We start from the raw sequence: 25220 nt of genomic DNA, 5'->3' as shown, positions 1-25220 counted from the left end.
GACGGGCAAAATGATGAGGCGAGAAATGACAGCGAAGGTACACAGACGCGTGCGGGCACGCATCGCCGTAACAGTATCGGCGGTATTGGTCGGCACTCTGCTGCAAGCCACGGCCGTCCAGGCCGTACAGGCCGCGAGCACGCTGCCGAAGGTACCGGCTTCCGAGAAGCCTGTACCCACTCATCAGGTGAAGCCGACGCCTCGCAAGGGCGATCACGCGCCCAAGGTGCCCCGGACCCCGCCAAAGACGGCGTGGCCAGGCGCGGGCTCTGCCACGGTGACGCTGCCGTCCAAGGCCACGGCGAAAGGCGTTCGCGCAGGCGATCTGCCCGTCTCGCTCACCACCACCAAGCAGTCCAGCAACGCCAAAAGTGCCCGTGTGCCGCTTTCCGGACAGGCCACTGTCCGGGTGCTCAGCCACCAGACAGCCGACCACGCCGGGGTAGACGGCCTTCTGCTCTCCGTGCAACGCAAGGCGGACACGCGAGGCAACGCCTTCGGTCTCACAGTGGACTACACAAAGTTCGCCCAGGCAGGCGGAGGCGCGTACGCGTCAAGGTTGCGTCTGGTGAAGCTGCCTGCCTGCGCACTGACGCAGCCCAAAGCCACCAAATGCGCTACCGGTACACCGATTCCCACGGACAACGATCCGAAGGCGAAAACGCTCAGGGCAACCGGACTGTCACTGCCGACCGCCGACAGCCCCAAGGCAACCGGGATGTTGCTCGCCGTGACAGCGGGCACATCAAGCGACCACGGCGACTACAAGGCCACACAACTCTCCGCGTCCTCCGCCTGGAAAACCAACCTCAACACCGGTGACTTCGCCTGGTCCTACGACATGCCGGCACCCGACGTGCCCGGCTCCTTCGTCCCCAAGGTGAGCTTGTCCTACTCGTCCGGCGGAATCGACGGGCGGACCGCCAACAGCAACAACCAGGCATCCTGGGCTGGCGACGGATTCGACCTCTGGCCCGGCTTCATCGACCGCAGCTACAAATCGTGCGCCGATGAAGGAGTCAAGAACTCAGCCGGCACCAAAGTAGGCGACCAGTGCTGGGCCTACGACAACGCCACCCTGTCGTTCAACGGCCACTCGGGCGAACTCATCGCCACCGGCACGAACTCGTTCCGGATCAAGGGAGACGACGGCACCAAAGTCGACCGCCTCTACGGCTCGGACACCAACGTACGAGCCAACGGAGCCCTCAAGGACGAGTACTGGCGGGTCACCACAACGGATGGCACCCGCTACTACTTCGGCTACAACCGGCTCACCGGATGGGCAACCGGCAATCCGGAAACCAACTCCACCTGGACCACGCCGGTCTTCGGCAACGACGACAAAGAGCCCTGCCACGCCGCCACCTTCGCCGACTCATGGTGCCAGCAGGGATGGCGCTGGAACCTCGACTACGCCGTCGACGCCCACGGCAACAGCATCGCCTACTACTACAACAAGGAAACCAACTACTACGGCCGCAACCTGAAGGCTTCGGACGAGACCGTCTACGTGCGTGGTGGCTCCCTGGACCACATCGAGTACGGCCTGCGCAACACCTCGAACTACTCGGCCAAGGCACTGGGCAAAGTCGACTTCACCACCACCGAGCGCTGCCTGCCCGAAACCGGGGTGACCTGCGCGGCCTCCACCATCGACGACAAGTCGTTCTATTGGTACGACACTCCCTGGGACCTGAACTGCAAATCCGGTGTGGACTGCGTCAAGACGGTCTCACCCTCCTTCTGGACCCGTAAACGACTGACCGGCGTCGCCACCAGCGTGCTGAAGTCGGACGGCACCTACACGCCGATCGACTCCTGGAAGCTCGAGCACCGCTGGGGCACGTCCGACATCGACTACCAGCTGATCCTCGACTCCATCCAGCACACCGGCTCCTCCGCGAGCCCCGCCATCACACTGCCCAAGGTCACCCTCGGCTACGACCAGCGCGCCAACCGTCTCAAGATCAGCGGGGACGACACAGCGCCGTTCATCAAGGAACGGCTGTCGTCTATCACGGACGAGTCCGGCGGAGAGACCGACGTCAACTACTCGACGTCCGCCTGTGATGCCTCCAGCCTGCCCACGGCGGAGACGAACACCACACGCTGCTACCCGGTGTACTTCACCAAGGAAGGGGACGCGGATCCGACGAAGCAGTGGTTCAACAAGTACGTGGTCGACTCCGTCACCCAGACCGACCGCACGCTGTCCTCGCCGGACATGGTCACCCGCTACAGCTATCTGGACGGCGCGGCCTGGCACTACGACGATGACGACGGCCTGACCAAGGAGAAGTACAAGACCTGGTCGACCTGGCGCGGATACGGCCATGTCCGGGTGCATACCGGCGGCCAGGACCCCGTCGGCATGAAGTCCCAGACGGATCACTACTTCCTGCGCGGCATGAACGGCGACCGGGCCACCCCCAGCGGCGGGACCAAGACCGCGACCGTCTCCGACGACAACGGCGGCACCATCACCGACGACGACGCGGTGGCGGGCTTCGAATACAAGACCGAGAAGTACAGCGGCCCCAGCGGCAAGGTGCTGGAAAAGACCGTCAACACGCCCTGGCTCCACGAAACAGCCAAGCGCACCCGCTCCTGGGGCACCACCGCCGCCGACCTGACCGGAACCGCGGCCACACGGATCTGGACCTCCCTCGACGCGGGGGCCGGCAGCAAATGGCGCCAGACGTACAAAACCAACAGCTTCGAGAACGTCGCAGGGCGTGTCACCCAGACGGATGACTTCGGCGACAACACCACGTCGGCCGACAATCAGTGCACCCGCATCACCTACGTCGACAACACCGCGGACTGGATACTTGACCTGCCCGCGCGTGCCGAGGCCGTCGCCGTGAAGTGCGCCGACACCCCCCACCGGTCCACGGACGTCCTGTCCGATGTCCGCACCGCATACGACGGACAGGCCTACGGGACGGCACCGGCCAAGGGTGACGTCACCCGCACCGCCACGCTGCAAAAGCACGACGGCACCACCGCCACCTACCTGGAGTCCGAAGACACCTACGACACCTACGGACGCCAGCTCACCGACAAGGACATCTCCGCGGTCGTTACCGCAGTCGAGGGCGCCACACCCACACGCACCGCACGCACCGACGGCCGCACTACCACCACGGCCTACACGCCCACCACGGGCTTCCCCACCACCTCCACGGTGACCAGCCCACCCGCCACCCCTGGGACGGCGTCCAGCGCACAAACCACAACGACGACCTACGACACCACGCGCGGGCAGCCCCTGACCGTCCTCGACACCAACAACAAGCGCACCGACACGACGTACGACGCCCTCGGCCGCAGTCTGAAGATCTGGCTGCCCAACCGATCCAAGGACAACAGCGACACACCCAACTACCAGTACGTCTACACCATTGACGGAACCGGTTCCCCCACCGTCGCGACCAGGGCGCTCAACGTCGACGGCTCCCAGCGAACCTCCTATACGCTGATGGACGGCTTCCTGCGGACCCGGCAGACCCAGGACCCCGGCCCCTCCGGCGGCACCCTGCTCACCGACACGTTCTACGACGAACGCGGCCTCACCTCCAAGACCTTCGCGCCCTACTACAGCACCGCGGCCCCCTCAGCCACGCTGCTCAAGCCGGACAACGCGCTCGCGGTCGAGAGCCAGACCTGGAACAACTACGACGGCCTGGGCCAGATCACCAAAACACAGCAGATCGCTGGCAACGGCGACGACACTAAGGTCCTGAACACAACAGCCACCGAGTACGGCGGTGACCGCGTCACCGTCACCCCGCCCAGGGGCGGGACCCCCTTCACCACCCTCGTGGACGCCCGCGGCAACAACACCGACCTGCGGCAGTACAAGACGTCCACGGCCACCGGCGCCTACGACCAGACCCACTACGACTACACACCCGCCGGGAAGCTCTCCAACATCACCGACCCTGCTGGCAACGCCTGGTCCTTCCAATACGACCAACACGGCAACCAGATCCTCGCCAAGGACCCGGACAAGGGCCAGACCGACTCGAAGTACGACGACCGCGACCAACTGCTGTTCACCTCCGACGCCCGCGGCAAGAAGATCACCCACGTCTACGACGGTCTCGGCCGCGAGACCGAGACCCACGACGGAGACGCCTCCGGGCCCCTGCTCACGCAGAACGTGTGGGACCCCACCGGCTTCGAAGGTCAACTGGCCACCGCGACCCGCTACGTAGGCGGCGCAAGCGGAGCGGCCTACAAGACGACCTACAGCCTCTACGACAACCTGTACCGGCCCCAGCGCACCACCACCACCATCCCCTCCATCACCGGAGAGGAAGCCCTGGCAGGGTCCTACCAGAGCAGCATCAGCTACAACCTCGACAACACGATTCGCTCGACGAGCTACCCCGCCGCAGGCGCCCTGCCCAGCGAGACCCTGACACCCACCTACGACGAGGTACTGCGCCCCAAGAAACTCACTGCAGGCAGCGGCACCACCTACATCGCCGACACCGTATACAGCTACACCGGCAAGCCACTCCAGTACCTCTACCAGGGCGCAACCAAAAAGACCCAGATCAACAACACCTACGAGTGGGGCACCCAGCGCCTGGCCAACACCAGCGTGAACCGCGAAGACATCGCCGGCACCGACAAATCCTCCACTTTCAGCTACGACGAGACCGGAAACGTCACCTCAATCTCCGACGTGTCCCGCTCAGGCACCGACAACCAGTGCTTCCAGTACGACTACCTGGCCCGCCTCACCGAAGCCTGGGCCCAGAACACCACCACCTGCGCCACCACCCCAACCTCATCCGTCCTTGGCGGCCCAGCCCCGTACTGGCAGTCCTACACACACGACGCCGTCGGAAACCGCAAGACCGAAACCCTTCACGACACCACAGGCGACACCAGCAAGGACGTCGTCCGCTCCTATGACTACTCTCCAGCCGGCGGGCCCCGTCCCCACGCCGTAAGCCAGGTGCAGACAAGCAACCAAGGCAGCACAGCGCTGGACAGCTACACCTACGACGACGCAGGCAACACCCACACCCGCACGATCGGCGGCGACGAACAGACACTGGACTGGGATACCGAAGGACACCTCAAGCAAGTAACCGTCCCCAGCGCCGGCAGCCCGAAGACCACGTCCTACGTCTACGGCGCCGACGGCAGCCGACTGCTACAGCGGACTAACACCGAAACCACCCTCTACCTCGGCTCCACCGAAGTCACCCTCACCAAGGGCGCCACCACCGCCAAGGCCACGCGCTACTACGACCTCGGCAGCGGCAACCAGGCAATACGCACCAACGACAACAAACTCAGCCTCCTCGTCGGCGACCACCACGGCACCTCCGAACTCGCCATAGGCACCGCTGACCAGACCATCCAGCAGCGCCGGTCCACACCCTTCGGCGCCCCCCGCGGGCCTCAGCCCACTGCGTGGCCCGGCACCAAGGGCTTCATCGGCGGCACCCAGGACGCCACCGGCCTCGTCCACCTCGGCGCCCGTGAATACGACCCCGACACGGGCCGCTTCATCAGCGTCGACCCGGTCCTCATCCCGACCGACCCCCAGCAACTCAACGCGTACGCCTACGCCAACAACAGCCCCGTCACCTCGTCCGACCCCTCCGGACTGTGCCGCCGAGACATCTGCGGCGACGGATACCCGATCGCCGGCGACGGAAAGCGAGCTGGATACACAGGCCAGCACAAGAGCGATATCCCCTGCACTTCGTGCAATACGCAAAACGTGAGCTACTACAACCCGGATGAAATATTCCCAGGAGTCTTCGTCCCTGCAAAGTGGAAGGGACGAAAGGCCTTCATCGAGCGCTTCTACTCCAACTACCTGGACGGCGTTCGAGGGACCAACGGTTGGTTGCCCGGCTACCTCACCGACGGAACAAACCCGGAAGCTGCACGCCAGCAGCTGGGATACTGGGCGCTTCAGGTCTGCTATGACATGCGGTCTTGTCCGCAGAGTCTGATGGGCGGCTTCCGGGACATGCAAATGGGATTCGGTGAAAGGGTCTCTTCCATTGCCGGAGCTAGCCATGACGGTCGTGGAGTTAGTGCAGAGCTCCCCAAAACCGGTTCGGGTGAATCGGGCGAATTGCTCAAGGGTGCATGTAGTTTTAGCTCGGATACACCGGTTCTTCTGAAGAGCGGGAAGACCAAAGAAATTGGTGATATCGAACTTGGTGACAAGGTCGTAACCGCTAATCCTGAGACCGGGAAACGTCAAGGATCCCGGAGTGTTTCGGCCCTTCTCGTACATCATGATGACGATCTCATCGACCTGAAAATTATTGAAAAGAACGGTGATGTCGGTACACTTCATACGACGTCTCGTCATCCTTTCTGGGACAAGTTGGCGCGAGCTTGGGTCCCTGCCGGCAAACTGGTTCCTGGCCGCCGACTCAGTACAGCTACCAACGATGACGTCGTGGTCAGCGCGGTCCGGGTTGTCGGTGGTGCTGCCGACATGTACAACCTGACGGTGGAACAACTCCACACGTACTATGTGCTGGCGGGGGCTACGCCGGTCCTGGTTCACAATTCCGGCGGGTGGTGTGGTCCAGGCATTAGAACTGCGCCAGAGGCGGGTATCGCACCCAATGATGCGAGGCGAATCCAGAATGCTGCCAACAAGACACGTCAGACGATCATCGTGGTCGGAAGTCGAGCGGGTAACGGGAACCTCAACCCAACTTCTGACTGGGATTATATATTGACCGGTCCGTCCCGGGCTCGTAGTAGCGTCAAGAACTCCCTGCCTCAGGGGATGGGTGATGGAGAGGGTGGAAGTGGGCGTGGCCGGGACTTCTATCAGAGCTACAATCCAAACGCCAAGCAGTACACGGAATTGGATAGGGATAGGCCTTACGTGGTCTTCGAGCCCAGGGGGTAGGTGACGTGACCGAATTGCGGGCCTCGGAACGGATGATCAACGAGGTGGCCCAGGAGTTGCACAGTCTGGAGGAAGGCGTGGAGTGGTTCTCCGCGTTCGCTCCAGAGGAGCAGAAGTCCGTTCTGCACGAGATAGCCCTCTATCTGATGCAGGCGCATGTCACTGTCGAAGATGGGCGTAAGGGCCTCGAGAAATCAGGGGTGAAGGCGACCATGACCCCTGCGGTTCTCATTGTTCGGGAGCCGATCCTCGAGCAAATTGGGAAGATTGAAAGGTTGCCGCAGCAGGAATACTCGAAGGCGTTCCGTGTCCTCATGTCCACGTTTGCGGTGGCTGATACGCGACGAAGAGAAACGGAGTGCCGAGGAACTTGTAGCCACGCCTGGCACAACCTGTCGTAGGCGCCGACGTCCCCGGTGCCTCAGAGAGGGCGTTGCCGGGGATTCCTGAGTCCGCTTGGACGCACATTGAGAGCCCCCGCCGAGTCGGTACTCGGCGGGGGCTCCTGGGCATTGACGGCAACGCTGACGGCAACGTCGGCGGACGAGCGCCGCGGCAGGTGAATCGTAAGGCGGCTCCTCGGTGCCGTTCAGAGCGTTGTTGAGGCAGTCGACGGCTTGGCGTTGGAGGCGGAGGCGTACGTGGGCGTAGAGGCCGGCCGTGACGCCGATATGGGCGTGGCCGAGAAGTTCCTTGATGACGACGAGATCGACGCCTTGTTCCAGGAGCAGGGTGGCCGTCGAGTGGCCGAGGTCGTGGAAGCGGATCGTCCGGAGTCCTGCCTTGTGGAGGAGGCGGTGGAAGCGGCGGGTGAGGTTAGGGGCGTCGTCGTCTGCGCCCTCGGCTCCCGGGTGAACTGTCGGCTCGGTCTGGTCCTTGAGGCCCCGGTGGCGGGGTCCGCGCGTACTGCCTGGCCTGCCGGACCAGCTCGAGCAGGGGAGTGACATCTGCCCCAGGGCTCTGCAGATCACGACGACGGTGTCCGCCGTCGGCACCTTCGTTCCCTTGCGGGCGTTGAGCGCGTTGCTGACGGTCGTCCGAGCCAGGCGAGAGCCGCACCTGTTGACCAGCTGGTTGACGTTCCAGCCCTTCGCCAGCCTCAACTGGGTGAGGCGCGCCTTGAGTTCCTCCAGCGGATCCGTCGCCATACCTTCCTCCCCGCAGCTGTTGCTTGTTCACCTCTGTGCAGCATTGAACACCGTGAACAAAAAGTGCCGATCTTGGAGGGAGTCTGGAGCCCAGAAATCGACGAAGGAGGTTGTGGTGGCGCACGCGTATGTCGTCATCTGGGTCCTGAGCGCGGCGGTTGCACTGCTGCTGGCCGTGATCTGCGGAGTGACCGCCGGAATCCTGCACCATCTCGACGGCAACCATCTGCCGTCCGTATTGATGAAGGCCGGTGCAGCGTTCGGGTGCTGCCTCACCCTGAGCATCGCGCTCGTCGGCCTCACGACGCGACGGCGCGGGGTGCCGGCTCGAGCCCTTGAGCAACCTGTCCTCCAAAGCCCGGTCGTGCAGAGCCGTCATCCCTGACCGCTTCCAGGCCGCGCAGTACGGAGCACGGTGTGTATGTCGTTCGTCGGCGCATCGCGCGCCCTGGCACGGTCTGCCCGTCGCAGTGTGCTCAAGGGCCGCCATGGGCGGAGAGGTGCAGACGGCGTGCAGGCGGCTTCGCCGGTACCTGGAGTGTGAAGTGCTGGGCGTGGATGCGATCCAAGGGCCGGGAATCCGGGGCGCGTTGGGCTTGCAGCTCGTTCGTGCTCGCTGCCTCAGGACTCGTACAGGTGACCGGTGACGGTCTGCTGGTGAGAATCAGCCAACCCGCATCGCTGTCACGCTGCGGTCGGGAGAGTTACCCCTGGTAGTCGCTGAAGAAGCGAGGCGCATTGTCAGACCCCGCCGCTAAACTTCCCGACCCGGTTCGCGGTCCGAGCGCGGGATGGATTCACCGACAGGGTTCACGCGCACGCCCGGGCGGGGGTGGAGGCGGGGGAGGGGCTGGCCGGTTGGCCTGCGGCGCGCACGAGCATCTCCCCTCGGTCCGGCCGGGCGGACACGGCAGGTAAAGGTGCAGGAACCTGCCCCCTTGCTGCGCTCTTTCGCCGGATGACCCCCGAAGTGCCACGGCCCGCCCGGCGTCTGGACCGCCTGTATACGCCAGAGGCGCAGCCGGTCCTCCCTTCCCCCCGCAGGCAGAGCCGGCGCGCCTCCGCGTGGTAGCTGGTGCAGACCATTCCGATCGTCGACGAGGGCGGTAATAGGCAGTTATGTCCCTCCATTGCGGTGACGACCGGAAGTTGTAGTGCCAATGATCCAGCCGCCCTAAGTTGCCATGCACGAAGCCTCACCCTCGGCCTTCGAAAGCACCCGTCATGTCTCCAACTCTCCAGACATGCAAGGCGTGTTGCGGCTCCAGCATGCGCCACCCGCGCTGCCCATCCATCGATGCCTCAGGCCCCGCGACCGGATGAGAACCCACACCGCCGGCACGGCCCCCTTCCGCCGCGCCAAGGACTACCGGACGACAGCACAGAACATCAGGAGACGACCGCCATGGGATTCGGACGACTCGGAGCCCAAGGAGTACCCGGGGAAGTGGCGCTCATCGCCACCCTCGACCAGATAGCCCAGGTCACCGCCCCCTACAACACACCGCAGGCACGCTTCAGCCGCAACCTGCTCTACCTGACCCGCTCACCGGACGGCTACACCCTGATGCGCGACTGCGGGATCCGTCTCGACAGACGCAAGATCACCGCCTGGCTTGCGGGGGAGCGGGCCCCCACCCCCCAGCAGCAGGCGCGCCTGGAGGAAGCCTTCCGCAGACTGCGCCGACGCAACATGCGGCCCAGCCTCACCCACCGCCTGAACGCAGACGGCGGCACGCGCGTTGAGATCTACCCCGCCGACCAGGACGACGTCGAGCCTCAACATCAGCGCACCGCCCGTTGGCGTCACAAGAACATCTACCGCTGGGACCCCATCGTCGCGGCCTGGTCCCGCAGCGATCTCCAGGACCTGAGCCACCAATGGCGGTACGTCATCACCGAACTGGGATCGGACTGGCGCCGCTACGAACACGTCACCCACCTCGGCTTCTGGGCCTGAGCCCCCGCACAGCCCGATCACGCAAGGAGCCTTCCAACGCCGTGCACGCCGAACCACACCCACCACTCAACGCCCAGGACACGGCCCGCAGACGCCGCGAACGCGAAGAACTCATGGGGCCCGCCGTGCGAGCGCTGCTGCAGCTCGCCGAGCGCGGCGAACTCACCACCGCCCACGTCGAACTGTCCGCCCACACGCTCGGCGTCCACGTCCGTACCGTGTGGCGCAACCTGGCCCGCGCCCGCCGCGGCGAGCTCCTGCGACGGACCCGGCAGCGGTTCGAAGTCAACGACGAGATCCGTGTCCTCCTCGCCTACTACCGCGGCAACGTCAAACGCGTCCACGAAGAACTCGAACGCGACGCGAAAAAAGCCGGTCACGAACCGGTGAGCCTGTCGACCCTGCACCGCGCCATCCGCAAGGACCTGCCCCCCGGCGACCGAGCCGGTCTGCGGGCGGGCCTGCCCGCCTCCCGGAGCCACGACCCACACCTGCGCCGCCCGCCCACCACCCGCAACGAGGAATGGGAAGGCGACCACAAACAAGCCCCCGTCTGGGTCTGGGCCGGTAACCAGCTCGTCAAACCGTGGGTGACATGGTTCTGCGACTGCCACACCGGCATGATCATGGGCTGGGCCGTCACCCCGCACTACCCGCACCGCGGCTCCATCCTTGCCGCCCTGCGCGCCTGCATCCTGCCAACCGGCACCCACGGACCGGCCGGAGGCCTGCCCACACGCATCCGCATCGACCGCGGCAAAGACTTCCTGTCCAACGCCGTCAAGGAAGCCCTCGGCGCCTTCGCCGTCCACGTCGACGTCCTACCGCCCTACACCCCCCACCTCAAAGGCAGCATCGAAAACCTCAACCACACAGCCACCAGCAGGTTCTTCTCCACGCTGCCCCGCTACACCGGCGCCCAGAAACTCAACACCCGCCGCAGGTCGGGCGAGAACGACCCCGCGCTGACCTTCGAAAGCTTCACCGAACGGTTCGCCACCTGGGTCACCGCCCACAACGCCGAACATCCCATGGCCGCTGACGGCGATCTGACCGCGCTGGAATGGTGGAACAACGACCCCACCCCCCTGCGCGAGGTTCCGGCAGAGGACCTGCACGCCTTCCTCCTCGAAAGCGACCGCTCCACCCGGGTCATCACCGGCCACGGCATCCGCTTCAAAAGCCGCGACTACATGGCCGGCTGGATGACCGGCCGCTCCGGCACCCGCGTCCACATCCGCTTCCAGCCCCACCAACTGGAAGAGATCCACGTCTTCGACGCCGACAACCGGCAGCACCTGGGCACCGCCTACCTCGCCGACCAAGCCAGCGAGGAACAGATCGAAGAGGTCTACCGCGCCCGCGGCGAACGGGCCGGCCGCCTGCGCCGCGACCTGCGCCGGGCCGAGGCCCTGCGCAGGCGCCGCTTCAAGCCGTCCACCACCGCCGGCCCCGCCCGCACCACGGAAGTCATGACCCGCAAACAGGCCACCAGCGAACTACGCAGCCAGCGTTCGTCCCGCCACGACGATGACCTGCCCGCCAACTACATGCCCCGCCGGATCACCCCCTCCAGCCGCTGGGCCGTCCCCGATGCCGCACCCACCCCACCCGAGGAACGCAGGTGACCACCCGCTCAGGCCCCCCGGGGCCCGCCCACCGCTGCCACGCGGACCATCCGAGGCCAAGAGGGGTGACGAGGCCGCCCCCGCACGGCAGCCCGGATGGCCGCACACGCCCAGTACCAAGGGCTCGCAGTGGCCGACGTACACGCCACCGCCACCAGCCATCCGCTGAGCACCGCCCACGCCGTACCGCCCACACCTGACGGCACCCCTGCCGCCCCGACGACCATGAGGACATGCGCATGACCGACACCGACGCCCCGACACCCCGTCCCGACCAGGACGACGTCGTCGGCGAACCCGACTTCTATCTCAACCTCGCCGGCGCCCGCATCGTCGCCACCGAGGCCCTCCTCGAAGCCAGCGAGAACATCGCCGACACCATCGAAGCCCGCGCCATGTCCTGCATCTACGGAGACGCCGGCCTCGGCAAGACCTTCTCCGTCCTGGCCGCCCTGAAAGAGATCTCCGCCGACCGCGTCCTACTCCTTCAGTTCCGCTCCCGCCCAACCCCCCGCGACATCCGCCAGGAACTGTTCAACGAACTCAACCTCGAAGGCGAACCACCCTCCCACCCCAGCGAATTCGACCGCCTCCTCAAGCGAACCCTGGCCCGCAAGCCCTACGTCCTGGTCTGCGACGAAGCCCAGCAATTCAGCCGGGAGTGCTTCGAGTTCGTCCGCCACCTGTGGGACACCGGCAACGGTAAGAACCGCCCGGCCGTGCTCTTCGTCGGCGGCGAAGAGGCCTACAAAACCCTCTACAGCGAACCCGCCCTCGCCTCCCGCATCTACATCTGGCAGGAGTTCGCCCCCATGGAGATGGACGAGGTCCAGAAAAACATCCCCCTCTTTCACCCCATCTGGGCAGACGCCTCGCCCGAACTCATCGAGTACGTCTACGACGAAGGAGCGGGCGGCACCTTCCGCGTCTGGTCCAAGATCACCTACCACGTCATCGAAGGAATGAAGCGCCGCGGCCTGGAACACGTCGACGAGACCGTCGCACGCTGGGCCCTGCGCCGTGCCCTGCCCCACCGGCGCGGATCCCGCCGCCAGCACCAGGACGCCGGGTGACCCAGCCGCCCAAGACCCCAGAGGCGCCCCACCACCTCAACCTGCCCGGCGCCCGCACCGTCACCACCTCGGCGGTGAGGGGCGCCGCCCACACTCTCGACCAGGCCCTGAGTACACAGAGCATGATCTGCCTGACCGCAGACCCCGGAGTCGGCAAGACCTACACCCTGCAGCTCCTGTGCGAACAGCGCTCCGACCTCCCTGCCCTGAGGCTGCTACCGCGTCCCCAGGCCCGCCCCGACGATCTGCGCCACAGCCTCTACCGCGAACTCGGCCTGCCCGCCGACCCACCCGACGACCCCGGCATCTGCGACGACTACCTCCGACACGCCCTGGCCCGAACCCGCCACCTCCTGGTCATCGACGAAGCCCACCAACTGTCGGCCGCCTGCATCGAATACGTGCGCTACCTCTACGACGATCCCGGCCCCCAGGTCACCATCGTGCTCCTCGCCAGCCGACCTCGCCTCAGAGCCCTGCGCTCCCAGCCCACCCTGATCAACCGGGTCACCACCTGGCACCACATGGAGCCCCTCGACGTGAACGAAGTCCCCACCGCTCTGCGCACCTTCCACCCTCTGTGGTGCGACACCCCAAGCCGCGCCCTTACCCGCCTGGACAGCCTGTGGGCACACGGCAACCTCCGACGCTGGGCCGCCCTGACCCACCAGCTCCAAGCCACGCTGCACCGCCACCCCGACCGCCCGGCCGACCCGGAAACGCTCCTGCGCCGCCTCCGGCCCCGACTGCCCCGCCCCGCATGACCCCGACGCCCCCCGCCGCCGCGCCGGAAACCCGCGCCCGGTGGCAGGCCACCTGGTCACCGGGCAAGACCGACCCCGGCCTGCCGCCGATCACCCTGATCACCGACCCCCACGACCACCCCGACTACACCATCACCGCACTCGCCGCTCACCAGCCCGCCGCAGGCCGGATCGCTGTCCACCCCACCCCCCTGGCCACCGCACCCGCCTACCTCGCCCAGGACCTCATCCGCGCTCTGGGCAAACACCTCCTGCTCCCGGACGCCGAAGCACCCTGGTGGACCGGCAACGCCGACGAATCCTGGCGTGTGGCGGTGGCATGGACCCAAGCCCTCGGGATCAGCCACTACGTCATCTGCCGAGCACACCGCATCACCGCCCGCCACCTCGAACACCTCATGGCCCTGCGCGAACACACCCGCATCCAGCTCACCCTCGTCGTCAGCGGACCGACACCAGCCGCTCTGGCCTCCGTCCTCAAGACCGTCTCCCACCACCACACCGACACCCTCGAAAGCGCCCGGCTTCATCTGCAGACCGGCCAGCAGCAGACGCTCACACCTGCGGGCGACTACCCCTGGTGGCACCCTGCCCCGCTCCCTGCCCCCGAGGACGAGCCCTGGTACGAACTGCCGCCGCGCCCCCGGCGCCCGACCGTCGTCACCCCCCGCCAGGACGCGCCTGCCCAGCCCTCCGCCAACCGCCCCCACCCGACCGTGATCGCCTTGCCGGCCTTCACCCATCCCGACTACCCGGGCACCAGCCATCAGGCCGTGGCCATGCGCATCCACACCCGTATCGCCCACCCCGTGCACGCCGCAGTCGTCGCCGCCCGCGTCCTGACCGGATACGACACCGACCAGCTGTCCAAGATCACCCTCCCCACGCCACAACGACCGACCGCCGACCTGCCAGCCACCCTGCCCGCGTGGATGCTCCCTCTCAAGGAAGCCGCCCAAATCTTCAACGAACTGCAGGGCTACATCCGCCCCGACCTGCCTGCCCACCTCTCAGGAGCCGACCAGCCCTTCAAGGTCCCCTCCTGGGAGCAAGACACCGTCGCTCACGCCACCGAAACCTGCCGCCTCATCCCCGCCCCCACCCGCAAGCGCCCCAGCAACCCCAGAAAGAAGAGACCATGAATGTCTATCCAGCCCTCGACGCGCTGCTCGCCGCGCACACCCCCCTGCCCGCCCACCCCGAACGCGCCCGCACACGCAGCACTCTCGGCATCAGCCTCGAACACCTTGCCCACGCCATCGGGACCAGCACCAGCACACTGCAGGCATGGGAAGAAGGGTTAGCCGAACCAGACGGCCATCTGCGCAACGCCTACGCCCACTTCCTCCTCTCTGCGCACACAGTGACCGACTACCGTGCCCGAGCCGTCACCCCCACGCATCCCACGCCGGCGCCCGACACCACACCCCGGCCCGCGCTGTGCGTCCTGTGCGGCAAACCCGCCACTGAGCAAGTTGCCGGCTATCCGCAACACCTCACGGCCGAGGAGTGCACACAAGCAGACGCTCCCGCACCAGCCTCTCCGGCCACCGAGTTACAGCCCCAGCACACCATTCCCCGCCCCCGCCGTCACAGCTCCCCGGGCCAGGACCCGATCCGTGATGCCGTCGTCGCCGCGCTGGACGCACACGACGGCGACCCGCAACAAGCCACCGCAGCACTCACCGCCAGTGCAATTCCCGACGCCATGCGCCTCCTCAACACCCTGCGCGTCGGCGGCCGCTACGACATCGTCCACCACCCAGCCCTGCCCGACATGCTCCGCAAGCCCTCCCCCCAGGCCCCCAACCTCATCTGGGAGGCCCGCCCCAACTGGCAACGCGCGACAGATCCCCAGCAAGCCGACCTGGTGGTGGCCCTCGACATCAACGGCGCCTACCTGTCCGCCCTCAAAACCCACCTGCCCCTGGGACAACTCCAGCCCACCCCACCCCAGCCCCACGACAAACGCCGCGCAGGCATCCACCTCATCACGCCCCCGGCCTGGGAGCACGACGCCCACCTGCCCAACCCCCTGGGCCCTCGACAGGAATTCGGCCCCCTGTGGATCACCGAACCCACCCTGAGACTCCTACTGCGCCTGTCAGGGCCCCAACACGCACTGTGCGACCCTCCCGTCGTCCACGAGTCCTACACCTCCGGATCCACCGAGAACCTGCTCGAAAGATTCCGCACCACACTGCGCGACGCCCGGGCACGAGCCCTCGACGAGGACGACGCCGTAACCTTGGAGTATGTGAAAGCGCTCTACTCCAAGTTCGTCTCCACCTTGGGCGAATCGACCTACAACAGGGAACTGCGCCGACCCGACTGGATGCACATCATCCGCGCGCAGGCCTTTGCCAACCTCTGGTCCAAGGCCCACAAAGCACACGCCGAGGGCCTGTCCCTGCTGCGCGTGTGCGGCACCGACGAACTGCACCTTCAAGGAGACTGGCAACGAGTCTTCCCCGAAGGCCGAGACCTGAGCCAGGTCAAGTGCAAGGACACCTACGACATCGGCGTCCTCTTCCCGCAAGCCCAGCCCGAGCCGCAGTCAGAGTGCGCCGACCCGTATCCGGACAACCGACGCCACGAATACGCCGGTGGCCGCTACCTGTTCTGCCGCATCTGCGGTCGAGATCTGTGCACGTCATGCCGGATCACCCATCTGGCTCCAGCCCGCGTTCACTTCCAGTACAACGACGACAACCGCTGCCCGGCCTGCCAGTAAACAAAGCCACAGGCAACCCGCCCTGGCCACGACTAGGGTCCCGTCATGATCAGTGAACCTGCACTGCGCGGATACATCCTCGAAGAAGTCCTCGCCTGGATGCTGCGCTCCAGCGGATACGAGGTACTCACCGCACAAGACGACCAGGACAAGGCGCCTTGGAAGGTGCTCGAGGAACGCAACCACGGCATGGTGGTACGCGGTCGCGGAGCCTGGCATCAAGCCGACACACTGGGCCAGTTCCGCTACGTGCCACCGTTCTCCCTACCGATCCGCCTCTTCGTGGAGGCCAAGTTCACCCAGCCCAAAGTAAGGCTCCCCACCGTCCGCAACGGGCACGGAGTCGTGCACGACGTGAACGAGAACGTCATGACCACCGTGACGGCAGGGTCCGGGCCGCGCAGACCACGAACCCGCTACCGCTACAGCTACGCGATCTTCTCCACCTCCGGATTCAGCCAGGACGCCCAGGAGTTCGCCCTGGCCCACCAGATATCGCTCGTCGACCTGTCCATGCCCGACTTCCAGAAGCTGCGCGGCCTGGTGCGGACCGCCGCAAAAGACGTCCACGCCGCCCTGCAGGCACTTCCAGCAGCGGAACTCCCGGCGGTGCGCGAGATCCGCAACTACCTACGCCGGCCGCTTCTGAACCTATGGGAAGAGCCGGTGGTCACCGACCCGTCGGTGACGAATCCCCTCGACGTCCTGGCCGACAGCCTGCGCAGCCGATCCACTCTGGGAATGATCCTGGCCTTCCCTGCCGCACCGTTCGTCCTCGGGCTCGCCTCCGACGACCTGTACAGCTTCGTGACCTACGCGCTGGAACAGCCCACGCACTCCGTCCGGCTGCGTCGACTGCGGCAACCAGCACCCCACTCGGTGTGGGAAATCCGCCCGCGGGAACACCCGAACGCCTACGCCCTGACGTTCGGTCTGCCCGAGCAGGTCGAAGCATGGATCCTCGACCAGGAGGCCGGAAGCCCCTCCCGTACTCGTTGGGTGAAGGAGAGCATGCTCTCCGCCATGACCCTGTACTGGATGGACGGCGACCACGCTCATACCTTCCAGCTCCGCTACACGGCAGCCGAATTCCTCGAGGGGGCCGGATGACCCGGCCACTGCTAGGCCCCCTCGCCAGAGCCAGGACCGGGCTGACAGCGGCGCATCGCGTTGGCCCTGCCTCGTCCACCGCGAAGCAAGGGGTGAGACGTCGGTTCGGAGGGTGGGAGAGCTCCCCACGCGATGTCGCCTCCTGCGCTTCGGGCGCAGGGGGGGGCAAGCATCCGGGTCGACGCGATCGGCGAACCGAGCCGAAACCATGTACCGGGAAGGCGCCCTACTTCCATCAGCCTGTCCTCCCTTCCACCCTGGGCGACGAGCCGCGGGCGTCGTCGAGGCAGTCCGTGAGAGCGGCAGTGACTTCTACGGCCTGGTCTCGGCTGTCTCGGCTACGGCGCGCCACACCTCGGTAGCCAGGTCGAGCATGCCCGAAGACTGGACTTCCACGGCCAGACGCTGGAGACGAACCGCTGCATCGGAATCACCCTGCTTGATGCGGATCTGCTCGCGCAGCATGGTCAGCCGAGTCCGGTCGCGGAACGCGAGCGTGATCTGAGAGTGCTCGGCTACCTCGGCGCACAGTCTGGCAGCCTGGTCGATGTCTCCGTCGGCAGTCCAACGTCGCTGGAAGCTGAGCACCGCCATGAAGACCCCCAACCCGGCCGCCTTCAAGCGGCTGCTGAACGCCCGCTACAGCTACGGCACAGACGACGTTCCGCACCGCGACCTGCTCAACGACATACCGCATGAAAACGGGAGCCTGCTCCCCCCGGCCACGTGAGAGACGAACGTGCGAACAGACAGGCCAGGTGGCAGCGGCGCCGGGCTGTCTGATCGGCTTCCTGCATACGACGCCGGCGCTTATGGCGCAGCGGGCCCCGGCACACCGTCGGGAACGCCCACAAACGGCTGTGCTCGGGTGAAGCATTGTCTGAGCGGCGCGCACCAGGTCTGCGGGATCTTTAATCTGGCAACAGGAGCGGACACGGGCAGCAAGGGAATCTGACGATGATGGCGACCAATGAGGCCGGCGGCGCAGACCATACCCAGGCGCTCTTGTGGTCTGCCCCCGAAGGTCCACTGCCGGCGCCGCCCATCGACACCAGGGCGCAGGTGCTGCCCGTCGGCGACCTGGAGTGGCCCGACGCAGAGCGTCTGTTCCTCAGGCTGCTGCACACCGTCCGGCCCGTCCAGTACGCCAAACTCTTCGGTGTGCCGGGTCAAGCCCAAGGCGGGATCGACGCTTACGCGCGGCTTCCGCTCGATCTGGCGCACGGCGAATCCGGCGGCCGGGACTACATCACCCTGCAGTCGCGGCGGATCAGGACGCTGACCGCGGCCAAGATCGAGAAGGCCGTCGACGACCTCCTGGCGGGGGAGTGGGCGGACAAGACAACGAGGTTCCACTTCGCCACCTCCTTCGACTTGCAGGACACCAAGCTGGACACGGCGCTCCGCGACCAGACGGACCGGCTGGCCGAGCTCAAGATCACCTTCGTTCCGTGGGGGGTCCAGGAGGTCTCCAGCCTCCTTAAGGACCAGCCGCGCATCGTTGATGACTTCTTCGGCCGGCCCTGGGTGGAGCGCTTCTGTGGTGCGGACGCAGCCCAAGGCCTGGCCCACAACCTGCCTCAGCAGGACAGCCGACAACTCCGTGCCGAGCTGCGCGAGCTCTACCATGCTGTCTTCTCCGCTCAAGGCGGAGCCCACCCGGTCGACGACGCCGAGTCTGACGGCACGTTCGTCGTCCTGGATGTCGATCCCGGCCGACAGCGGCCTGACCGCTTCGATGCTGAACAGCCCGAGCCGGCCGCCGACGACCAACGGCCGGCGCAGGATCCCGGGGACGCACACACCCACATCGCCTCACGCTTGGGCGGCTCGCGGCAGTCGTTCAGATCCGCCCACCAGCTCGTCGGGCGCAGCAACCAGGCAGGACCAGCCACAGGTGCCCTCATGTCGGCCGACGAGTGGCTGGCCGGCGGCAAGTACCGGCTGCTCATCGGCCGCCCAGGAGCGGGAAAGTCCAGCCTGCTGCGGTTCATCGGAGCCGACTTGCTCTCCGCTCAGCCGCAGTCGGTCACGCTGCAGCGGGAACACGGCATGGACCTGCCTGTCTGGCTGCCGTTCGGATTCCTGTGCCGCCACCTGCAAGCATCGACAGAAAACTCCCTCGTCTCGGCCTCTGAAGCCTGGCTGAGGTCGCAGAGCGCCGCCCACCTGTGGCCGCTGGTCGAGCGTGCGCTGCAGGACGACCGCCTGCTCCTGCTCATCGACGGCATCGACGAGTGGAGCGACGTCAGCGCAGCCGAACGTGCCCTGGGGACCCTCGAGGCGTTCCTTGGCCGCACGGCGGCTTCAGCCATCCTTTCCACACGCCCGTACGCGGTCGACCGCCTCAACTGGAGGCGTCCCTGGGCGCAAGCGGAGATCACCCCCCTGACCGACCAGCAGCGCCGGACGATCGCATCTGCCGTCCTGCGGCCAGGCGCACCACCGCTGGACGCAGCAGCCAGTCCCCTGATGTGGAGCGGCGGCATCGAGACGTTCCTCGCCCAACTCGAGACTATTCCGGAGCTCGCCGAACTCTCCCGGTCGCCCCTCTTTCTCACCCTGCTCGCCGCAACCTGGCAAGGCGAGCCCCTCCCACGCCAACGGTTCAAGATCTACGCCCGACTCGTCGAACTGCTTGTGGAGAAGCACCCCCAGATGCGCCAGCGTGCCTCACACGCTCACGGGGCTGTCCTGACAGGGGCTGAGGCCATCACGCTGTTCGCTGCTGTGGCCTACCGACTGCGCGTCAAAGACCCTGCCGGCACTGTCACCAAGGCTGAGATGCGCACGCTCGTCGTCGAGTCGATGACCGACGACCAGGTCCTCGGCTATCCGCAGCCAGAAGCCCGCCGCGTCGCCGATGCCGTCCTCGCCATGGCAGAAGACGAATTCGGACTGATCGTGTCGCACGGCGCCGGCTCCTACGGCTTTCTGCACCGGGTCGTGCTTGACCATCTGGCCGGCCAGTACCTGGCCACCCGCCCCGCCGAAGAACAAAAGACAGCCGTCCAACGAACGGTGCAGGATCCGGCCTGGCGCGATGTGCTCCTGGCACTGCTGACCGCACAGATCAGCTCTCACACCACCCAGCCCCTGCTCGCCGCGGCCCTGGACACCGGAACGCAACGATGGGCAGACATCGATGGATACGAGCTGCTCGCCGAAGCCCTCGCTGCCGGTGCCAGGCTCTCTCCGAGAGCACAGAGCGTCTACATCAACGAGCTCGTCGAACGAGTAGAGACCCATCCCTCGCTGCGGCATCGCGCCAACCTCATCACCGCGCTCACCGGCATGCTCGCGAGCCATGCCACACGCACAAGCCTGCTGCCGGTCATGAAGCGCTGGCTCACAGCACCCCGCCCTGACCCTTCGCCGACCATGTGGACGCTGCGCGATCTGGACATCGACGACGACAGGGCCGCCGAGTACCTGCTCTGGGGCATGCGACACCCAGACGAGCATGTGAAGATCAACGCGGCAGCAGCCATCGCCCGCCGATTCGGCGGCCAGCCGCACATGCTGAAACAGCTGATCATGTTCACCGAAACGGGTCCGTCCTCCGCCACTCAGGCCGCTGCCCTCCTCGCCCTCGGCCAGGGCTGGCCCGACACACCCGAGACCGCACAACTGGTCGACTGGGCGCGGCGCCAGCCCTCCAAGCCGCTCCGGCTGGTCGCTCTGCAGGCCCTGCAGCGCACCACCCCGTCAGGCGATGTCACGCTGTACCGGCAAGAAGAGCGAGACTGGCTGCTGTCCCTGCTGCACAGGGAAGACTTCCGCTCAGGCCCATGGCCCACAGCGGACCTCGTCAACATCGCCGCCACCGCGGATACACAGGCAGCCGACTTCGCGCTGAAGACCCTGACGACGAATGGACGTAACGGCGGTGACCGCAGCCTTGCATGGATGCTGGCCTGCCACACCTTCGCCGACGACAACCGCTTCAAGACCTGGGTAGCCGAGCAGCTCTCGGCCCCAGAAGACAACGCGCTGATCTTGTATGACACCAGCATGATTCCCCAGCAGTGGCGCGACGACCCGGACTTCGCCCAAGCTCTGCGCCCCTATACCGACAACGAACTGGGGGGTGTCATGCCGTACCGCGGAGCCGCTCTGGTCACCGCACTTCCGCCCGCAGAAGCTCAAGCCCTGCTGCTGCGCAACCTGGACGGACACCGCCCCTACGCCGCAGCCCGCACACTGATCGGGCAATATGGCGACCACGAGCACGTCCGCACTGCTCTCACCCGCAGGCTTCGTGGCGACTTCGACCAAGCGGCTCCAATGGCCGGCGTAGCCGTAGATGTCCTCGGCCCGCAGGAGGGCTTCGCCGTCCTGGTGTCCCTGCTGCGCCAGCCGACCACCGATCACCGGTCTGAGAAGCATGTCGTCGTCGCCGAGGCCCTAGCCGAAGCCTGGAAGACGCTCGAACGCACCGCTTCAGAACACCATGCGGAAGCTGAAGCCGCGCGGGAGGTGCTCGCCGCCTACGATCCAGCAGAACTGGCAGCGCTGTGCACGGCCGTGAGCCCTCACCCTTTGATGTGGCATGTCCCTGCGGTCATCAGCGCCTGGCCAGACCAACCGGCCGTCCAGGATTTCGCCGACCGGCTCATCCATGACACACGGCCCATTGTCTCGGGAATCGCGGACACCATTCCGGTCGCCATCCTCAGGGCCTACAGCAACAGGACCGACGTCCCCTCCCGCCGCATCCTCGACAAGACCCTGACCCTGCTCAAGCACATCGGCCCAGAACTGCGCGAAGTCCTGGCGTTCGAACTCGCGCACAGCGCAATCTCCGTGGCCGAACTCGTCGACGTCATGACGGAATGGAAGAACGAGCCGGACGCCGCTATCCGCCGCACCGCAGTCATCGGGCTGACCCAAGTGATCAAGCGCCACCAGCAGGCTCACAACGACCTGGCGGGCTCAGCCGCTTGGACAGCCCAGATGCAGTGGCTGCGTGGCGAGATCAGGGATGAGCTGTGCGCCTACGGTCCCGAACTCGAAGAGCGCCGTCAGTTGGCATGGATCAGCATGCTCATGCTCGGAGATCTCACTCTGATGGACGGCATCACGGAAACCATCGGGCGCCCTGATCCGCCCAGTGTCACCCTCGATGTTCTCTACGGCCGTGACGTGGATCAGATCCTGGTGGACCTCGTCGCCGAGAACTGGGAGCAGCTGCGCTCCTATTTCGGCGACCAGGTCTTCGAGCGGCTGAGCGGAAGGACCGGCGACCGAACAGTGAGTAAGCAACGGCGCCACGTCATGTCGGCCCTGGCAACAGTTGCCTCCCGCTACCCCGCCATCGCTGAGCTGCTCCGCGATGAGGCAGACAATGACGCCGCGCTGCGACAAGACGAGCGCTTCCTTTCGTGGGCCAAGGAAGAGAACAGGGGCGACGAGGGGGTCTTGCGCGCCGTCGTAGCCAAGCTCGACCGGACGCACCACCGAGAGAGCCACGGCCTTGACTCCCTGCTGGACCGAGACAGCTGGAATGTGTCCGACGAACTGTTCAAGGCCATTCTCACCGAAGACACGATCAGTGCTCGGCCAGGCTTCGCTCAGGAAGGTGACGGGCTGGCCACCTACACGCAGCTGTTCCCTTCGGACCCCTTGGCTGCCGCCGCCTTCCACGACCTTGCGACGTGGTTCACAACAGGCCGTGAACCTCGCGAACCTCGTGAACGGGGCAGCATCCTGGCCATCGCGTTCGGCGCAGCCCCGCCGAGGGATCTGCCAGCCTTGGCGATCCGCGCGCACACCCGGTTCCGTCTGGATGCCTTCGACTGGATCCTGCCGATGTTCACCAAGCCGCTGATGCGACGGCTCCGCACCGATCCGGACGCCATCGAGGCGTTCAGGGACGCGCTCAGCGACCCCATGCGGATTTGTGAAGACAGCCCCATCATGGCGGACCCATGGGACCCAATTGCCCACGCCTACCCGGAAGTGCAAGCCCTTCAGCGCAGGTACCTCTTCGCGGTGGTGTTGCGGCAAGCCGGCGCCCTGCCGCAGGCAGGCGCGGCAGTAACCACCCGCATCCTCGAATCCGCCTCACCCGACACCGTGGTGCACAACCCTTTCACCCACCACGAGGGCCCACTTTGCCTTGCCGTACTCGATCTCACCGCGCACTCCGCTGCCCCGAGGAATCTTTGAGGCAGTGATAAATCGTGATGACCGTTCGTCGTCTAAATGAATCCTTGACGTAGTCATTTACCACTCACGCGGCAGGAGCCCTCGGGACGACAGCGGATGGGGTGCGGGCTCTCGGCTGAATTCCACGTTGCTGGTATGCGCATCCGCATAACCCGTCCAGGACCCGGGGCTCCGGTGACCGCGCAGAGGCACTTCGACGGGAGAGCCCGGCACAACGCCGCGCGCCTCCGGCGTGCCGGAGGCAGACACAGCGCTGCCGCGGCAATTAGTCTTCGGATGCCTCCAGACGCTGCTCGTCCAGGTCGAAACCCAGCCGCTCAGCCTCGCCCAGGACATCCGTCCACAGCGCCAGGCTCGTCACGACAGTCCACGGCTCGTCGCGCTCGGCGTCAACGAGGACCACCGTCTCCGTGTAACCGTCACTCCACCGCTCCCCGCGGGCCCGCCCGTTCTTCCAGCCGCGCTCGTCGAACCACAGCCGCTTGACGGCCCCCTCCACCAGCCGCGCATGGAGCCCCACCCTGAACGACCGGGTGTAGACGACCTCCCAGCCGTTGCCCACGTGGACCTGCAACCGTGTATTGCGCGCGGCATCTTCGCAGATGCCGACCTTCGCTATGGCGGGATCGGACGTCCGCTGCAGCAGATACACCAGCCCCGGCTCACTGTCCTTGAACCCAGTGACCTTGCAGGCACGGGAGTTACAGGCGCCCTGCCCACGGTAGAGGTTGCCCAGGGACGGGTTCACCGGACCGCGGCAGTTCAGACAGGTACCTGCCCACGCAGTGGTGGTGTTCTTGAAGGCCTCCGGATCGCTTGGACGGAACCGGTAGGCGAGCGCACGCTCCCACGCCTGCTGCCTGGTCAGCGGAGTGTTCGGAGCGCAGTGCCGACACGCGCCCTGGCCCTGGATCACGTCGTGGAGGCGGGGCTGCACCCGCTGCCGGCAGCGCAGGCAGGTACCCGGCCACGGATCGTCCACCCGGACGTAGGCGGTGGCGGGTTCCACGCGGCCCTTTGCCCGCATGATGGCGAGGGCCTCATCGGGGTGGATGGCCCGCCGCGCGCAGTACTTGCACGCCATGGCGCCCTGCCGGACCGCCTTGATCAGTACCTTGATCGGTTTGCCCTCGCGCGGGCAGCCCTCATTGAGGCAGATGCATTCCATCCGGCTGCTGTTGTTCGTGTACGGCTCCAGCGGCTTGAAATTGGCCAGGGCGATCGTCTTCGCCAGTTCCCCTTCGTCCAGCCTGAATTTCTCGGCCAGCGTGCGGTCTGCGCAGTCTCTGCAGCCACGTGGTGCGTCACCGAACCGTCGTGCCTTGGAGGCGATGCTGTCGTAGGTCGGATCGATGTCTGCACCGCAGCGCTCACACGTGCTCGGCCAGGAATCCTTGGCTTTGGTGAACGCGGTTTTCGGTCTACACCCGTTACGCAGCATCAACTGCCGTGCCTCTTCGGGGTCTACCGGCCGTCCCGACACCAACGTGATCATCTCCAGCGGTACGTGCGGACCTGATGCTGCGCGGCGACTGTACGCGCTGCCTCCGAGGACTGACGCCGACCGTGTCAGGCCTCGATGGTGATGCATAGGATGGTCCGGGGACGCCGCACGTGTGGGGGAGCGGCGGCCGTCTCTGTACGCGACAGGTGAAGATCCGCCTTTGGTTGTCAGTGCCTGCCTCTACTCTGCTGGTTGGGCAGCGTACGGGAGGCGTA

At 66.1% G+C, this 25220-nt stretch carries 14 protein-coding genes and 1 pseudogene; 12 read left to right on the top strand and 3 right to left on the bottom strand.

Annotation, left to right across the window (positions count from 1 at the left end):
• The first annotated feature begins 49 nt into the window (after positions 1 to 49).
• Positions 50 to 6913 (top strand): RHS repeat-associated core domain-containing protein, encoded by a 6864-nt coding sequence (locus ABZT74_RS29250; protein ID WP_356439606.1) that lies wholly within the window; start codon positions 50 to 52, stop codon positions 6911 to 6913.
• 5 nt (positions 6914 to 6918) lie between these two features.
• Positions 6919 to 7314, top strand: a complete 396-nt coding sequence (locus tag ABZT74_RS29245) for a DUF5958 family protein (protein ID WP_356439603.1) — start codon at positions 6919 to 6921, stop codon at positions 7312 to 7314.
• 138 nt (positions 7315 to 7452) lie between these two features.
• Here the strand turns inward: ABZT74_RS29245 and ABZT74_RS29240 are convergent.
• Positions 7453 to 7731: pseudogene (locus tag ABZT74_RS29240) on the bottom strand (tyrosine-type recombinase/integrase); the annotation flags it as partial.
• A gap of 445 nt (positions 7732 to 8176) precedes the next feature.
• On the opposite strand from ABZT74_RS29240, the gene ABZT74_RS29235 reads away from it, so the two are divergent.
• The 8 genes from ABZT74_RS29235 (at position 8177) to ABZT74_RS29200 (ending at position 17330) form a co-directional block, all read left to right on the top strand.
• On the top strand, positions 8177 to 8446 hold the full coding sequence (locus ABZT74_RS29235) for a hypothetical protein (RefSeq protein WP_356439600.1): 270 nt from the start codon (positions 8177 to 8179) through the stop codon (positions 8444 to 8446).
• A gap of 1020 nt (positions 8447 to 9466) precedes the next feature.
• Positions 9467 to 10021 carry a transcriptional regulator gene (locus tag ABZT74_RS29230; RefSeq protein ID WP_356439597.1) on the top strand — a complete coding sequence of 185 codons (555 nt, stop codon included), beginning with the start codon at positions 9467 to 9469 and terminating at the stop codon, positions 10019 to 10021.
• A gap of 41 nt (positions 10022 to 10062) precedes the next feature.
• Entirely contained in the window at positions 10063 to 11649 is a 1587-nt protein-coding gene (locus tag ABZT74_RS29225) for a transposase family protein (RefSeq protein WP_356439594.1), read from the top strand.
• Between the two features lie 239 nt (positions 11650 to 11888).
• Positions 11889 to 12722, top strand: a complete 834-nt coding sequence (locus tag ABZT74_RS29220; protein ID WP_356439592.1) for an ATP-binding protein — start codon at positions 11889 to 11891, stop codon at positions 12720 to 12722.
• Positions 12719 to 13486: an ATP-binding protein gene (locus tag ABZT74_RS29215; RefSeq protein ID WP_356439590.1), complete on the top strand. Its 768-nt coding sequence runs from the start codon at positions 12719 to 12721 to the stop codon at positions 13484 to 13486. Before ABZT74_RS29220 ends, ABZT74_RS29215 begins: the two co-directional genes overlap by 4 nt.
• Positions 13483 to 14628, top strand: coding sequence for a hypothetical protein (locus tag ABZT74_RS29210; protein ID WP_356439587.1), 1146 nt, complete (start codon positions 13483 to 13485; stop codon positions 14626 to 14628). Before ABZT74_RS29215 ends, ABZT74_RS29210 begins: the two co-directional genes overlap by 4 nt.
• On the top strand, positions 14625 to 16220 hold the full coding sequence (locus tag ABZT74_RS29205; protein WP_356439585.1) for a transcriptional regulator: 1596 nt from the start codon (positions 14625 to 14627) through the stop codon (positions 16218 to 16220). The genes ABZT74_RS29210 and ABZT74_RS29205 overlap by 4 nt, the downstream gene beginning before the upstream one ends.
• A 45-nt stretch (positions 16221 to 16265) precedes the next feature.
• Positions 16266 to 17330: a hypothetical protein gene (locus ABZT74_RS29200; protein ID WP_356439582.1), complete on the top strand. Its 1065-nt coding sequence runs from the start codon at positions 16266 to 16268 to the stop codon at positions 17328 to 17330.
• A 312-nt stretch (positions 17331 to 17642) separates the two neighbouring features.
• Here the strand turns inward: ABZT74_RS29200 and ABZT74_RS29195 are convergent, their stop codons facing one another.
• Positions 17643 to 17924, bottom strand: a complete 282-nt coding sequence (locus ABZT74_RS29195; RefSeq protein WP_356439580.1) for a hypothetical protein — start codon at positions 17922 to 17924, stop codon at positions 17643 to 17645.
• On the opposite strand from ABZT74_RS29195, the gene ABZT74_RS29190 reads away from it, so the two are divergent.
• Together ABZT74_RS29190 and ABZT74_RS29185 are read left to right on the top strand one after the other, a co-directional pair.
• Positions 17923 to 18060, top strand: coding sequence for a hypothetical protein (locus ABZT74_RS29190; RefSeq protein WP_356439578.1), 138 nt, complete (start codon positions 17923 to 17925; stop codon positions 18058 to 18060). The genes ABZT74_RS29195 and ABZT74_RS29190 overlap by 2 nt on opposite strands.
• Positions 18061 to 18287: 227 nt before the next feature.
• Complete coding sequence (locus ABZT74_RS29185) at positions 18288 to 23501, top strand: NACHT domain-containing protein (RefSeq protein ID WP_356439576.1); 5214 nt, start codon at positions 18288 to 18290, stop codon at positions 23499 to 23501.
• Positions 23502 to 23766: 265 nt separating this feature from the next.
• Here the strand turns inward: ABZT74_RS29185 and ABZT74_RS29180 are convergent, their stop codons facing one another.
• Entirely contained in the window at positions 23767 to 24996 is a 1230-nt protein-coding gene (locus tag ABZT74_RS29180) for a hypothetical protein (RefSeq protein WP_356439573.1), read from the bottom strand.
• Positions 24997 to 25220: the final 224 nt, after the last annotated feature.

The organism is Streptomyces sp. NPDC005302, assembly GCF_040607345.1.
Classification (GTDB): Bacteria; Actinomycetota; Actinomycetes; order Streptomycetales; family Streptomycetaceae; genus Streptomyces.
This window is presented reverse-complemented; position numbering and strand designations above follow the sequence as displayed.